The following is a 14638-nucleotide window of genomic DNA, read 5'->3' as shown; positions in this document are numbered from 1 at the left end:
GAAGCAGCGGATTGGCGTTAAACAAGACCGTGCTGACGCTGCAAACGACCATCACATTCATGGCCAGCGAATGAATCAACGTCGGCCCCGTGGATGCCCAGAGGAGCGTCGCGATCGATGCCAAGAGGACTTCGGTGCCGATGCCGGCCAGCCCGACTGCCGCACGCGCGAACTGGTTGGGCAACATCCACGAATCCGACGTGTCGCAATAGAGCGCGGGGGTAAACACCAACAGCATCGGACCGATCTGATGGCACTCCCCGCCGAAACGTTTACAGACCAACGCGTGCCCGAGTTCGTGCAGCACTTTGGTGACACCGAGGACGATGGCCAGGGTGAAAACGGAACGCAGTTGGAACCACTGTTGCACGGCAGGGAACTCGGCCGCGAAACGATCCCAGTTGGCAGCCAGCGTCAGAATCGCGGCGATCGCAACGAGTGACATCGCCGCCAAACCCGCGCCGCTCAGCAGCGGTCGGACCAGGGGATAGAGACGTTTCAGCAGCGGTTCGGGGTCGACCCCCGGAAACCGTAGGAACAGAATGCTTGAGAATTGTTGGGTGATGCGTCGTCGTCGATCGGACTGTCGTTTTTCCAGCAATCGATCGCCCTGCCCTGCCCTGTCCGAAACGGTCAACCCGAGTCGATGAAGTCGAAACAGCAGGTCGTTCAATTGTGACAGCGTGACCTTGGCCGGGCGAAAGCGTGCCTGGTATTGGTCACGAAGAGATTCCAGTGAAACACCCGGACGCAGCCGCTGGAGCACGAACCATTCGTCGTCGCGCATGCGGTGATACTTCATCGCAATCGGATCTTTGACGACGACCGCGGAATCATGTTTGTGCTCGGTTTTGACGAACACCAGATCCGGGCGTTTGCGCAAACCGATCGGTGATTTCGCGGAGCTTTGCGATCGGTGGTGACGAAGCGGCGTCAGCGTCATCGTATCGGTGTCATCGCACGTAAAAGAGAAGGTTGCGATGGACGAAATCGGTGACGTCCCCGAACCAGCTGCCCAGCAGCGAGCGTCGCCCACAGAGGATCTTGGCCGTCGCCTCGACACCGTTGTGCGCATCGGCGGAGGCAAACGTTTGCATCCCAAATCGACGATCGGCGTCGACGGGGCGATCGACCGTCGCGATGGCGTCGATGACGGTCGCGCCCTGTGCGTTTCGTCTGGCCGCGGTGGAGACGGACTGGAGTGTGGCGACGAAGGTTGATTCGGGATGGGACGCGGCGGCGAATTCGACTTTCAGTGCATCGTGGGCGGTCGACGCGAGAAGGATTTCGGCGGCGTCTTTGTCAGGGATTTCGAGCCGCAGCTGCCACGGGCCATCGGTACGAACGATGCTCAGCAGATGATTGCCGCGGGCGACCGGCCGGTCGGACAGTTTGCGTTTGAGTTGCCACGCCGACACCACGCCATCGATCGGAGCGGTGATCTGCAGTTCGGCAAGTTGGCTGCGAACAAGATCCAGCTGGCTCTGCAGGTTGTTCAGCTCGCTTTGCAGTTGGCGTTGTTCGATCGCCATCCGACCCGACTGTTTTGCATCCGTGGCCGGATCCAACAGCATCGATCGGATCGATGTCAGGCGTTGCGCGGTCGTTTGGAGTTCCCCCGACAGAGATTCGGCGGTGGATTCCAAGTCGGCGTTTTCCAGACGCATCAACACGTCACCCTTTGCAACCGGTTGGCCGTCGCGGACAAAGATTTCTTTGACGACGCCATCGGTACGTGCGAAGACGTTTTGCTGTCCCGACGGTTCGGCGAATCCCGTCGCAATGATCTTGTGATCGACTTGGATCACCGTTGCCGCGATCAGCAACAGGACCGTCGCCATCAAGCCGAGCGTGGTGTACGGCAGACGACGTCCACCGAACCAGTCGCCGAGGGTTTTCAGGACGCGTAAGCCGAAGATGCGATGATGCTCGCGAGAGTTCGCCAACGCGATCGCGGCTTCGGCAGCGATTTCACGCATCGCGGCAGTGGGTTCGACTTCGGCGTCTTCGGAAAAAGATTCCAGCAACAGCACGCCGATCGGTTCGGCGTCGCTGGAGAGGTCGTCGGTGAACTCGGCGCGTGAAGGTTCGGCAAGGTCGGTGGCGGATGATCGATTTCGATGGTCGTTCGTCCCCTTTGACGAGCGGGGCTGATACAGCGGCATGACCCATACCGAGGCGACGTCTGTTTCTTCCAGATAGTGATCAAGCGGATCGGCCAGTTGTGGCGGCAGTGGGTCTGGCGAAGGCAGCTTGATCGGCCGACCCAGGACCAGCGCCCGCTGCGCAAGCGTCTCCGCGACGGTGATCGCGTTGGCGCGTCGATCCACAACGGCGACGCCGCTGACCGATTCGACGCGCAGCCGGCTCCCCTTGGCGATCAGGACCGTGACGCGATCGAGCTCCAGCACTCGTCGGGTTTCGTTGGCGATCCGAAAGGCGGTTCCGGTGACATCCAAATCGCGGTGGAAATGACGCAACGCACGTTCGCCACCGGCGGCGTCGCCGGGCATCGGCAGCGGTTGCTTGGCGTGATCGTCGCGGTAGCTGTGAAGTGCGATCCGGCAGCAGTCGGCGAATTCGGCCAACCGCCGTAACTGACGAATTTGAGCGGCGACGTCGGGGACACGGCGATCGGCGTAAATCAGCAACACGGCGCAGGGGTTGCGTCCGTCCATCAAACGAACGTGCAACCCGCGAGCTTGATTTCCCGAATCGGGTCCGTTCGATTCGAGCGCCCGAGAGAGAGATTCGGAAAGCGGCGAGTCAGACGCGGGCTGCAGCGGCAGATCGCAAGCGGTCGCGGCCGAGGTGGAAGCAGCCAGCAGCTTGCCGATGCGATCGGCGTCCAGCCGCCGAGTCAGCTCCGCGTCGGACGCCAGCATCATCGCCGCGGGCCAGTTGGGGTGCGTGACCGCGACAACGTCCGCCCGAAACGCTGTCAGCCAGCGACCGGCGATCTGTTCCAGGAATTCAGTCGGACTGGATGACTGAGCGGCGATGGCCAGAACGGTCGTCGAAATCGGATCCGCTGAATCACGCAGCTCCAGCCCTGGATCACCGACGGCGTCGGACGGCGTCGGGTGCACCGGTTGCCATTCGTCGTGGGGGGCGTTCGGCTCCGCGGCGTCGTCAGATGATTTCGTAGAACTCGGCACGGGCGTGGTTGCGAGGGTCGCTGATTGAGAAACAGGAGTGGGGCGATGTGGTGAAACTAATCGGATTACCCGGCAGGACGCGAATTCCCGCGGGGGCTTCCGCAACGGATTCTAAACGGGGGGGTCGGTAGGGTGGGATGTTCGGGTCGGGAGGGAGGCGAAGAATCCCAAAAGACGCGAATTCCAAACCGGCGGTTGTAAGACAGCGATCTCGGCCAGGTAGTTCTTGCGGAGGAACGTGCCGACTGTGAGCGTCGGTTCGGTCGCTATACTGTCTTGCACAATCGCACGCTTGGTTTTTTGCGCCGTCACTGCCGGTGGCCGAGTGGACCGAACTTCAAAATTGAGACAGACAGGGTGAGCGAATCTCCTGTGACGCGAGCGACGCTCCTTTTGAGGCTTCGCGACGCCAACGATCACGAGGCATGGAGCGATTTTTTGCGTGACTATGGCCCGATGCTCTACCGATTCGTCCGCAGCCGGGGGCTGCAAGACGCCGACGCGGCAGACATCGTGCAAGACGTCTTTCGGCGGGTCGGTTCGGCGATCGGGCGGTTGGAGTACGACAAGGAAAAAGGCGGCTTTCGCTCGTGGTTGTTCACGATCACCCGGAACCGGCTGTACACCTATTTTGAAAAGCGAAAAAAAGCCGGACCGTCGGGCAATGATACGGCTCAATTGGAATTGTTATCCCAAGCTGCTGACGACCGAAATGAACTCAGCGAGCAGTGGGAATTGGAACACCTTCGTTCACTTGCTGCGATCGCAATGAAAACCGTCGAAGAAAATTCGGATCCCAAAACTTGGTCTGCCTTTCGGATCACGGCGGTCGAAGGCCGTTCGGCTGCCGAGGCGGCGAAGGAATTGTCAATGAGCACCGGCGCGATCTACGTCGCCAAAAGTCGCGTGACCGCGCGGCTCCGTGCCGAGATCCAGCGACTGGAACAAGAAGAGGAAACGCAATGACTGTTTCAGCGTGCCCGACCAAGACGCAATTGAAAGCGTTGGTCGGTGGTTCGTTGCCGGAGGCGGAAGCAAGTGGTGCAACCGAGCACATCGGGGGCTGCACGCGTTGCCAAAGTGTCCTCGAATCGGTCGCGATTTCAGGCACTGCGATCCTGGAAGGCGCCGCGGCCAAGGACGTTCCGATCGAGGATCTCGTCGGGCAAGCGGTCGGGGCGCTGCCGCCGAGCGATTCTGCGTATTGGAAAGCCGTCGCCGCGGTGTCGGGCAGCGTTCACGGTCAGGACACGCCGAACGTGGACGCCAGCGTCACGCACCTGCCCGCTAGCGAGGGCGGCGAATCGAACACGAGCGGCCCATCGAGCTCAGCCGGCCCATCGGATCAGTCCCCGGCGGCATCGGATCCGGATTTGACGCCGACGATCGAAGCGGCCACCCCCGTCGCATTGCCGTTTCTGAAAAAGTCCGACGACCCCGCCTACATCGGGCGTCTGCACCACTTTGAAGTTTCACGAGTGATCGGTCGGGGCGGCATGGGGATCGTGTTGGAAGCCTTTGACACCCACTTGCAACGCAACGTCGCGATCAAGGTGCTCAATCCCGAGTACGCCAAGAACGACGTGGCCCGTCAGCGTTTTTGTCGCGAAGGCCGCGCCGCGGCGGCGATTTCCCACGAACACGTGGTGGCGATGCATCAAGTGGCGCGCGAGGATCAAGGCGAAGTCGCGTTCCTGGTGATGCAGTACATCGAAGGCGTGACGCTGGAAAAACGACTGCAAGAGGAGAAACCGATGCCGCCGAGTGAGGCCGCTCGCATCGCGATGCAGATCGCCGCGGGGCTGTCGGCCGCGCACGGACGCGACATGGTGCATCGTGACATCAAGCCGGCGAACATCTTGATCGAATCGGGAACCGAACGCGTCAAGTTGACGGATTTCGGTTTGGCCCGCGCGACCGATGATGTCCGCCTGACCAAGACCGGGATGGTCACCGGAACGCCGCTGTACATGTCACCCGAGCAAGCCACCGGCGCGACCGCGGACGAAAAGAGTGATCTGTTCTCGCTCGGTGCGGTGCTCTACGAAATGTTGACCGGCGTGTCGCCATTTGAAGCCCCGTCGATCGTCGGCGTGATGAAACGCATCATGGACGAGACGCCGACGCCGCCGGTGAAGTTGGATTCCAAGATTCCCTTGCCATTGTCCGAACTGACGATGGCACTGATGGACAAGAACCCTGCGCGGCGGCCCGAGTCGGCAGCCTTTGTCGCCGAGACCTTGGCCGAAATCGTGACCAGTTATGGCCCGATTTCACCGCTGCAGGTCCCGGCGGTTGCGAACACGTCGAAGAAACTGCGCCGCAGCGGTTCGCATCGATTGGTCTCCCGCAATACACTCCGCGCCGCTTGGGCCGCGGGATTGATCGGGATCGCCAGCTTGTCTGCCGCCGTGATCTTTCTGGCGACGCGTGGCGAACCGGCCGCGGTCCCTCAAGTCGATGCCGGTCCGGTTTTTCCGTCGACCGTTTTGGCGGGCAACCCGGGAACGGTTTGGGCGGTGGACTTTGATCCGAGTGGTGAAAAGGTGGTCGCCGCGATCGAAGACGGCAGCGTGCGGTTGTGGGATGTCAAACAGCAAAAGGTGTTGCGAAGCTTCGACGCCCATCGTGGCATCGTCTGGATGATTCAGTATCACCCGACCAAGGACATCGTCGCGACCAGCGGGAACGACGGCATGGTCAAGATCTGGGATTCCGAGTCGTTGGAATTGTTGCAGGAATGGGACGCCCACAGCGCGGTCCGCAAGATCGCGTTTTCACCCGACGGCCGACGGATCGTCGCCGGTGATCACGATGGCGTGATCCACACCTGGGACATCGATTCGGGGCGTCCGCTGGCCAGCGTGACACAGCCGGGATCGATCTATAGTGTCGATTGGTCACCCGACGGACGGTTGATCGCATCGGTCGGCAGCGACAAGATCGTGCGGATTTGGGATGCCGAAACACTGGAGACGCGGCAGACGCTGCTCGGTCACGAAGGTCCGATCTACAACGTCAAATTTGCACCGACGGGAACGCAATTGGCAACCGTCGGTTGGGGAAAAACCATTCACATTTGGGACACGGCAACGGGGTTGGAAGACCGTCAATTGGTCGGCAGCTGCGGTGACAATTGGAGCGTCGCCTTTTGCGGCGATGGAACGCATGCCGTCGTCGCCAGCCAAGACGGAAAGTGCCGCATTTGGGACTTGGCCAGCGGCGAACTGGTGACCTCGCTGTCCGGACACGAGTCAGCCGTTCATAACGTTTCCCTGGATCCGGTCACACACCAGATCGCCACCAGCGGCCGCGACGGAACCATCCGCGTCTGGGACCTGAGCGGGCTGAAGGAATAGCGGTTGCGACGCAGAACGTCGAGGGGAACGTTTCGAAAGCAAACCCCTGTCAGGCTCACCGTGAGAAACCCTCCCTAGCGGCATTGTTATCTACGCCAGTCGCTTTTTGCCCAAAGGGCATACCTATCCACAGCCTGGGGCGAGCAAACCGAGCCTTGGCGACGGTTGCGCCGCCCCAGGAACCTCATCACAATCAGGTTGAATTTGGCCAACGGCCATGCACAACATTCGTGTTTGACAAGGCATTTGTGTATCACCGTTGGCTAATCCCGCTCGTTCTCGTTTGCGGACCTTGTGCGAAGCCCGAGGTGATCGGCCAGGTCATCCGGTTCAGCGAACGTTGATCGTCATCAAGATTTGTGTCGCAGCGTCGGCGTGCGGTTCCAAGATCACCTTGACGGAGTGGTTCGGGGCATTGCAGACGAAGAACGTACGTGCGCGTTTGCCATCGGTCTGGGAGCGCCGATCATCAACCAGATAGACGGTGCCGTCGACTTCGCGTCCGAGCACGAACAAGCCATCGTCGAACTGCTGGTCGAACCCGCATTGATCGGCGTAGTGTTGCCACACTTTGTGATAGGGAGCTTCCGCGTGTTGCACCCCAGTCCGGATGCTTCCCGCCCGGCCGCGACCGGAATAGCCGGTCCCCGGGTATCTCCATTTCTGTCCGACCTGTTCTAGGAGGGCGTCGTTTCGAACACCGATGGCCTCTTCGGCGGCCGGGGCTGCGGCTAGCAGGGCGATGGCAAGACAGCTGGGAATAAGAAGCAATCGTTTGGGAACGTTGAAACGCATGATCGATCTCCGTGGTTAAGGCAATTCGTTATCGTCGCTGCAAAGGGTATTCCAGGCGTCTTGAAGCTCGTCGGGGCTGAGCGCAATCGTGCCGCCGGCGTCGTCGATCCGTCGACCGGAAAGCACACCCGCCCACGCTTGAAGGACCTGATCGGTCGGCACACCGGCAACGATCTCACGCCAATCGACAACGAACAGATCTCCGCCCGCCTCGATGTAAAGTCGGTTACCGTCGGGGGTGAAGAACGTCATGCGGTCGTCGTTTTGAACGCGGCCCATGCTGCGACTGCAATGAAGGTCGATGGCTGCCGAGAGAGGAGTGCCCCCGTCGGCGTCCCAAAACCTCAGTCCGTGTCCGGCCACCGCGAGGACGGAATCGGCCGGATGCATCGCGCAGTGAGAAACGCCCGTTCGGTTGTTGATCATCGGAGTCGAGATGGATTTGCCGTCGATGGAAAAATGACGAATCTCGGTCGTCTGGTCCCACGAGCTACTGTTGGAATCGGCGACCACGACAAATGCCTTTCCATCCTCGCCGAGGATGATTTCGCCGACGTCGCGATGTGCCAGGACCGCCGGAATGAGTTGCACGCCGCCGGCAGTATCCCAGACTTCGCCGTTTCCCATCACGATCCGCGTCCCATCGGCGGTAAGTTTTGCGTTCCACGCCGATCCGCTGACGGGTGCCATCCTCGCCGTGACAGGCGACCAGGTTTCCGTACTAAACAACTGCACGTGGGGCTCGAACTCAACGGGGGCTTTGCCGTTGTATTGCCAGGGATCTTGTTGACGGAAGACCAGACAGCGACTGCCGTCCGCGGTGATGTCCAGTAGACGGAATTCGTGATCCACCTCTCGGGACTCACCGATGGCGTCGCCGGTGGTCGCGCTGATGACGTGCAAACTGGTCGAATCCAACGCGTCCAACGCTCCCTGCTGACGCTGTTTCCAACGATGAATCGATTCGACAACGAGGAGTTTGTCGCCGTTGTCAAGAAACCACACCGGGTAGACCCAGGAACTGACGTTTTCGTCGAAGACCTTCTGGCGAAACAACGGCTGTCCGGTCGCCGTGTCCCACGCTTGCACGACGTGCACATCGCGGGATTCATTCTCGAGATGGGGATCGCGGAACGCTCCCACCACCGCGATGCGGCGGGCCGATGCGTCGAGCGACAGAGACTTCCATTGACTGCGCTGGTCGGTAGCGGACGGACGCGGAATCTTAAACGGGTTAAAGAGCGAACGACCGGTCTCGGTTTCCCAGCCCGAAACCGTTCCGTCTTCCGTCAACACCACCAGATGCAACCGATCATCGCTGACCGCGGCGTCCACGACCGCGTTGCTTCGTTCGGGAGGGAAATCACGGAACAGTTTTTTACGCTGATCGAGGTCCCACAGCCAGACACCCTCGTCGAACCGGCTCAACAGGAAGCGTCCGTCGGCCGAAAAGGGTTCGTCGACTTGAGAGCCGTCAAATCGCCAGGCTGCGGTGACGGGTTTGCCATCGCGGGCGTCATAGATTTGATGTGGCGGAGCAACGTATTCGCCCGCCTCGGTGTGTCCTTCGGGGTGGAGGATAAACCGAGAGCCATCGGGCGAAAACTTCACCCGATAGAGGTCCGGCAGCGAATGTTTTTCGGCGTTGACTTTGACATCGCCCGGCTGAATCTCCGAAACGTAGTCGCTGCCATTGGAGTCGCGGTACACCGCGTATTGTCCCGTCGGATCGACGAAGAACTTGTCGTCGTGTTTCCAGCGTTGTTTCAGATCGCCCGAATCGAGGTCCCACCAAGACGTCGTTGTCTTTTCCATCGCCAACAACGATCGTTCCCGGGGATGGAACCACACGCTCGCATCTTTTTGATCGACCAGGGCGAACTCACGGACCAGTGTCCCGTCGATCGACTTCCAGACTTTGAGTTGTCCGCCCTCCGCGGTCGCGATCAGGCTGCCGTCGCTGCTATACGTCAGCCTCCCGTAAAAATCGAGTTTGTGCTCCAGTGGCGGATGGACGGGTGCCGCGGTGATCAGGTCGTACTGCTGTGGGAACTCCATCTCTCCAGTAAACGACCCCTGTTGGTTCCAGTCTGTCCGCTCGTCATCAGCGGTGGTCCCACGCGGCACCAGGACGTGTAATGCGTCGGGACTCAGTGTGTGGTACCCCAACGTGTAGTCCAGGTCACTGTGATGGGCGAACGTCTTTCCGATCTGCTCGAGCGTCTTGCTGTCGAAGACGCGGGTTGCCATCTTGGAGTGCCAGCGGTTGTACAGGCCTGCGTAGACGGCAACGAATCGATCGCCGTCGGGGGTGAAGTGAATCGTCGGCGTGTCGCGCATGTTGTATTGGTGATCGGTCAGGTCGAGTGAGTCAGTCAGGGGGGCACCTGTTAACGTCTCCCAGATCCGCACCCGTGGAGGTTTACCTTCGCTTGCACAGACCGTTGCCAATCGGTCACCTTGGTGGGTGAACGTGACGCTGACGACCGGCTGCTCGTGTCGCATCACACCGGCCGATCGCATCTCCGGCAGCACGAACACCTGGGCCTGGTTGCCCGTCGCAATGGCAACCTTCGAGCCGTCGTTGCTGAATCTCGCATCGACCGCTTGAGGCCAAAAACCAGCCAGCCTGGGAAGGTCATGGGTCAGCAGCCCCAATCGGATGCGGTGCATCTGCAGCGAGGGCGAATCATTCGGCTCGGTCTTCAACGCATGAATTAACCACGGCAGCCCTTGATGTGGATCGGTGTCGATGCGCAGCAGCCCGCGTTCGGCATACACACGGGCCAGGCGGCTTTCCGATTCGTCCAGCGCCACTTCGGTTGCCGATCGACTTTCCATCGCGAGTGCCCGTGCGGCGTCGGCGTCTTCGAAGTTCTGTTGAGCGATTTTCCACTGCCACGACGACGCCGCCAGTCCGGCCAGGAGCGAGATGGCGACGGCGGCGGTCAGACCGGCGACCAGCGGATTGCGTCGGCACCAACGCCAACTCCGCGCGAGCCTGGAGATCGGTCGCGAGCGGATCGGTTCCGAGTTGAGGTACCGTTGCAGTTCGTCTTGCAGTTCCTGAGCCGAATGGAATCGTCGCTCCGGTTCCTTCTCCAGACATTTCAGACAGATCGTTTCCAACTCACGCGGTACGCTGCCGTTGAGCTTCCGCGGACTGGGAGGGTCTTCTCGGAGCACCTGATGCAACAGCATCTGACTGGTGCCGCGGAATGGCTTCTCGCCGGTCAGCATCTCGAACAAGATCACGCCGAGCGAATAGAGATCGCTGCGGGCGTCGGCACGATGGGCGTCGCCGCGGGCTTGTTCGGGAGACATGTAGGCCGGTGTGCCGAGAATCCGGCCTTCGACCGTCATCGTGACTTCGGCCGCCTCCCGTTTGGCAAGACCAAAATCCATCACATGTGGACGGCCGCTTTCGTCCAGCATGATGTTGGACGGTTTCAAGTCCCGATGGATCACGCCATGCTGATGGGCGTGATGCAACGCCTCGGCCACCTGTCGGCACAGTTCGGCTGCTTCACGCGTCGATGGCCGGCGTGCGGAGAGCGTGTCGGCAAGTGTCACACCGGGAACGAAGTCGCTGACGATATAGATTCGATCGCCGTCGCGACCGACTTCATGCACCGAGACGATCCCGGGATGTTGGAGTTGTCCGGCGGCGCGGGCTTCACGAAGAAATAGCTCCGCCTCACCGCTCGTCAGTTGTTCCTTGCGGGGAAGCTTGATCGCCACGTGCCGATCGAGTTGCGGATCTCGGGCTTTCCAGACACTGCCGAACGCTCCGATGCCGACCCGTTCCAGTAATTCAAAGCGGCCGACCGTCCCGCCGCTGGCGACGGCGACCGTCGTCTCCCGCCCGCCCACCAAGCTGAATCGCGAATCGCAGGACGGACAGGTGACATCGCGGACGGAAGGTTCGTCGACGATCTCGATTGTCACGTGGCATTGGGGGCAGCGAATCCGCAAATGGCTGCCCGAGCCCGTCGCGACTCCGGCGAGCAACAGGCACTTGGGACAGAGTCCACCGAGTTGATCGTGGGACAGCGGAGTTCCGCAAGTCGTACAGGTTCGACGATTCGCTGGTTTGATCGGCTTCATGGTTGCGACGGCTTTCGCACAGACGTCATCTCGCGCTCGCTGTTTTGGGCCGCAAGGGGGACCCACAGAAAGTGTGGCATCGAGTCTATCCTACAATTTCATCCGCCAACGCGGTCGCACGCCGACCGTCGTTCAACTGTCTCTACAGCAAGCGCTGGCGAGTGTGACGCAGTTTTTTTCAAGAACTGACGGCGGAAATCAGACGCATGAGTTCGTCGTCCACGTCATCGGCGGACGAAACGGTCTGTGAGACCTCGTCCCGCAGGAGGCTGCGATAGCGTTTCCGCAGCCGGTAAATCGCTGCGCGAATTGCCTGGGGAGTCGACTTCAACGTGCGTGCGGCGTCGGCCAACGACGTTTCCTGCTGCTCGCCGGTCAGGAACGGCCTGAGTTCGGCAAACTCCCTCTCGCGTCCCGCGGCCGCCTGTTCCTGCGCCAGGCGTTCGAGCACGTGATCGAGCAATGCCAGTGCCCAGCGACGTTCGAATTCCTGCTCAGGCGTCCTGTTCGATTGGCGGCCGGTCGACAGTCGATTCTCGGCGACGTCTCGATCGAGTGAGACGATGGACTGGTCTCCACCCCGTTTCAGCGTCGTGTCGCGGGCATGCTCGTTGACGAGAAAGTGTTTCAACGCCGTCAACAGAAACGCCCGGAACCGACCTCGCGACGGATCCGCAGCCGCGACGGTCTTTCGCCGCAGAAACTCTGCAAAGAAGGCCTGCGTCAAGTCGTGTGCATCGTCCACGTCCGTCACCCGAGATCGGACGTAGCCGTAGACCGGTAGCCAATATGCCGAGCACAGCGTTTCGAGGGCAGCGCGAGCCAGCGTCCCGTCCGTCCCGGCGGCTTGCACGATGCTCCACCGCGTCGACCCGAACGGATCGTGTCGGTGATCGTCATCCACTTCGGTTTCTCGCATTGCGTCACGATACCAGATCGTACTTGGTCTCTTCGAATCGGATGGGAAAACAGATGGACTGGCCGTGTAGAGCGAAACGTTCCGTGTAGGTCAGGCTGTGCCTGACGGCCGATTGGCATGCAGAGCATGCCCTACGCAGCTAGATGAGCCGCCTGGGGTCAGACACCTTGCACACGCGGCGGTGGACAAGCGGGGTAAGAATCAAAATCAAAACCGCCGCCATCGCGATCAGCGAGAGAACGGCTACACCGATGCCAAAGAAAATGGACGTCAACAGTTCCTCGCCCTGAAAAACCAAGGAGAGGATCATTGTCAGAGCTCCGAGCAACACGGCCAGGACCAGGGCGACAATCACCGAATGCCTTGATGCGATAAATCGATCGATCGCTGATGCGCCGCTCGCGTGACGACGGTGGTAGTCCGGAAGTTTTTCATCCGTGTCCGCCCAGCGAAATTCGTCGACCGCAAACATGCTTTTGCATGCGTTACAATAGGTCTGCTCGACACCCGTTAACGGACTGGCGAGCGCCGAAAAGGCCTCATCCGAAACAACCGTCGGTTGCTCACAGCGGTCGTGAAGGTAGGTGCGTGATGTCGGAGTCGGTTCGCTCGGCGTCATTGTTTCTCTCCCAAAAGAACTGAGAACAAAGTTTAATGTCAAACAATGGCGACGTGTCGAACGAGGATTACTTGACTGAAGATGTCACCAACGTTCCCTTCGGTGTGCTGTTGAAGTTGGTCAAGTCACAGATGTTTTTTCCACTGGCGTTGATCGCCGTGGTTGCCATCAAAGTCGTCAGCAAACTGAAGGGGCGTAGCGATGCGCTCAACGCGGTGTGCCGAACTAGCAAGCCGATTGAATTCGCTGACATGCCGGCCCAGGCCCGCATCGCGTTTGAGGGCTTGGCGAATCAGTTGAAGGGGTTTCGTTGGGTCCGATTCGAACAGCGACCCTGTCTGGGGTTGCGCCAGCAGTACGAAGCACTCGCTTTGCATGAAGACGGGTGCACGATCGCGCTTTGCGAGTGGCAGCACCAGATGGTTGTCGTTTTGGCGGTGAAAGGGGAAGACCCCGTGAAGACGACCGAGGCAGTGACAACGGAGTTCGTTTCGTTCGAAGGGGACCGCAGCACGATCATCACAAGTTACATCCCGCGTGAGCACATGGCGGCGTTGTCGTTGTACGACGGTGGGCTCGGTGATGTGGAAGCCGTTTCGAACGACCAGCGGATGGAGGTCGCCATCGAAAAACACTTTGGCCGTTTGAAGGGCGTGTCTCCAAACATCATGAACGAGGAGGGCGCCTGCAAGCGTGCCGCGCAACACAGCGCCAAGGTCGTCAAACACTTTCTCAATCTTGGCCTGATTCGACCGCTGCTTCCAAAAGAAGTGCCGAAGTTGCAGGAGTACCGAAGAAAGCATGCTGCAGAGTTCGAGCCCTATACGAGGCGATAGGAAGGCAGCAAACACTTGCCGTTTGAGTGTCCGAAGCCAGATGGATCCACGTTATTATCGAATGCAGATCGATCACAATTTACTCGTCGATGGATGAAGGTCAATGAATTTACATCTTCCTCTAGAGAAGCAATGGGATGCCCACTCGGTATGCGACGCCTTGGTCGACGTCGGGCTTCTCGGTCACGTTGAGAATGATGTCGTCGTCATCGAATTGCCTGGGGTGTACCGATCACGGTTCAGGCTTTTTCAGACGCTTCAGCGTTGGCGCGGACAAACAAGTCGAATCACGATCCGCTGCCGGCCCGATCGACTGATCCACCGAATTGAAGTCGCGGCAGATGAACCCTTGTGGTGGATCGAGCGTGAGCCCCAGATCTGTGCCGCATTGAAAAGCCAAGGCTGTCTGGAGGTCGGCGAGGAGATTTCGGAACGTGAGATCGTGATGCGATACTGCCGTCCTTCGACGCGACTGTTGCGGAAACTCTGTGCCCTGGAAGAACTCGATGCGGCGAATTGGCGATCGGATGTTGATCTGCCAGCGGATTGGCTGGTTCAGCGTTTTGATCTCTTGGAAGAGATCGAGAATCTGATGGTGGAATCCGAGGATTTTTGCAGTCCAGGAGTTTGTTGATGTGTCTTGATGGCAGGTGTGGGTTGGATGTTTGGTGTAGGTGTAGGTCAGGCTGTGCCTGACGGCCTATTGGCATGCACAGCATGCCCTGCGCCTATTGGCATGCACAGCATGCCCTACGCCATTGGCATGCATAGCATGCCCTACGCCTATTGGCATGCACAGCATGCCCGACGCCATTGGCAGGCATAGCATGCCCGACGCTGCTAAG

The 14638-nt window shown here is 59.9% G+C and carries 10 protein-coding genes; 4 read left to right on the top strand and 6 right to left on the bottom strand.

Annotated elements, in window-relative coordinates; genetic code table 11:
- Both ABX749_RS05100 and ABX749_RS05095 read right to left on the bottom strand, forming a co-directional pair.
- Nucleotides 1-943: site-2 protease family protein (locus ABX749_RS05100; protein ID WP_372895042.1), on the bottom strand; the 943-nt coding region annotated here is incomplete at its 3' end.
- 10 nt (nt 944-953) lie between these two features.
- Nucleotides 954-3158, bottom strand: a complete 2205-nt coding sequence (locus ABX749_RS05095) for an efflux RND transporter periplasmic adaptor subunit (RefSeq protein WP_372895040.1) — start codon at nt 3156-3158, stop codon at nt 954-956.
- A gap of 357 nt (nt 3159-3515) precedes the next feature.
- Here ABX749_RS05095 and ABX749_RS05090 point away from each other — a divergent pair, with 357 nt between their 5' ends.
- Nucleotides 3516-4124, top strand: a complete 609-nt coding sequence (locus ABX749_RS05090) for an RNA polymerase sigma factor (RefSeq protein ID WP_145219647.1) — start codon at nt 3516-3518, stop codon at nt 4122-4124.
- Complete coding sequence (locus ABX749_RS05085) at nt 4121-6517, top strand: WD40 repeat domain-containing serine/threonine protein kinase (protein WP_372895039.1); 2397 nt, start codon at nt 4121-4123, stop codon at nt 6515-6517. The genes ABX749_RS05090 and ABX749_RS05085 overlap by 4 nt, the downstream gene beginning before the upstream one ends.
- 330 nt (nt 6518-6847) lie before the next feature.
- Here ABX749_RS05085 and ABX749_RS05080 read toward each other — a convergent pair whose 3' ends face one another.
- The 4 genes from ABX749_RS05080 to ABX749_RS05065 all read right to left on the bottom strand — a co-directional run bounded on the left by ABX749_RS05080 (nt 6848) and on the right by ABX749_RS05065 (nt 12957).
- Nucleotides 6848-7312, bottom strand: a complete 465-nt coding sequence (locus ABX749_RS05080; RefSeq protein WP_372895037.1) for a hypothetical protein — start codon at nt 7310-7312, stop codon at nt 6848-6850.
- Between the two features lie 15 nt (nt 7313-7327).
- A complete protein-coding gene (locus ABX749_RS05075; RefSeq protein ID WP_372895036.1) occupies nt 7328-11419 on the bottom strand; it encodes a protein kinase in 4092 nt (1363 codons plus the stop codon).
- A 178-nt stretch (nt 11420-11597) separates the two neighbouring features.
- Nucleotides 11598-12338 (bottom strand): RNA polymerase sigma factor, encoded by a 741-nt coding sequence (locus ABX749_RS05070; protein ID WP_372895034.1) that lies wholly within the window; start codon nt 12336-12338, stop codon nt 11598-11600.
- A gap of 139 nt (nt 12339-12477) precedes the next feature.
- The gene (locus ABX749_RS05065) at nt 12478-12957 is read right to left on the bottom strand and encodes a hypothetical protein (RefSeq protein WP_372895033.1); all 480 of its coding nucleotides are present in this window, start codon (nt 12955-12957) and stop codon (nt 12478-12480) included.
- Nucleotides 12958-12992: 35 nt separating this feature from the next.
- Here ABX749_RS05065 and ABX749_RS05060 point away from each other — a divergent pair, with 35 nt between their 5' ends.
- Nucleotides 12993-13793 (top strand): hypothetical protein, encoded by an 801-nt coding sequence (locus ABX749_RS05060; protein ID WP_372895032.1) that lies wholly within the window; start codon nt 12993-12995, stop codon nt 13791-13793.
- A 103-nt stretch (nt 13794-13896) separates the two neighbouring features.
- Nucleotides 13897-14427: a hypothetical protein gene (locus ABX749_RS05055; RefSeq protein ID WP_372895031.1), complete on the top strand. Its 531-nt coding sequence runs from the start codon at nt 13897-13899 to the stop codon at nt 14425-14427.
- Nucleotides 14428-14638 lie beyond the last annotated feature (211 nt).

The sequence above is a fragment of the Stieleria sp. genome, assembly GCF_041595215.1.
GTDB lineage: Bacteria > Planctomycetota > Planctomycetia > Pirellulales > Pirellulaceae > Stieleria > Stieleria magnilauensis.
The sequence above is the reverse complement of the archived record's forward strand: the minus strand, read 5'-3'. Positions and strand labels throughout refer to the sequence as shown.

Excerpts from the sequence above, each read along its gene's own strand:
- ABX749_RS05070 (WP_372895034.1), bottom strand. The coding sequence starts at position 12,338 with ATGCGAGAAACCGAAGTGGATGACGATCACCGACACGATCCGTTCGGG.
- ABX749_RS05075 (WP_372895036.1), bottom strand. The coding sequence starts at position 11,419 with ATGAAGCCGATCAAACCAGCGAATCGTCGAACCTGTACGACTTGCGGA.
- ABX749_RS05055 (WP_372895031.1), top strand. The coding sequence starts at position 13,897 with ATGAATTTACATCTTCCTCTAGAGAAGCAATGGGATGCCCACTCGGTA.
- ABX749_RS05065 (WP_372895033.1), bottom strand. The coding sequence starts at position 12,957 with ATGACGCCGAGCGAACCGACTCCGACATCACGCACCTACCTTCACGAC.
- ABX749_RS05060 (WP_372895032.1), top strand. The coding sequence starts at position 12,993 with ATGTCAAACAATGGCGACGTGTCGAACGAGGATTACTTGACTGAAGAT.
- ABX749_RS05085 (WP_372895039.1), top strand. The coding sequence starts at position 4,121 with ATGACTGTTTCAGCGTGCCCGACCAAGACGCAATTGAAAGCGTTGGTC.
- ABX749_RS05080 (WP_372895037.1), bottom strand. The coding sequence starts at position 7,312 with ATGCGTTTCAACGTTCCCAAACGATTGCTTCTTATTCCCAGCTGTCTT.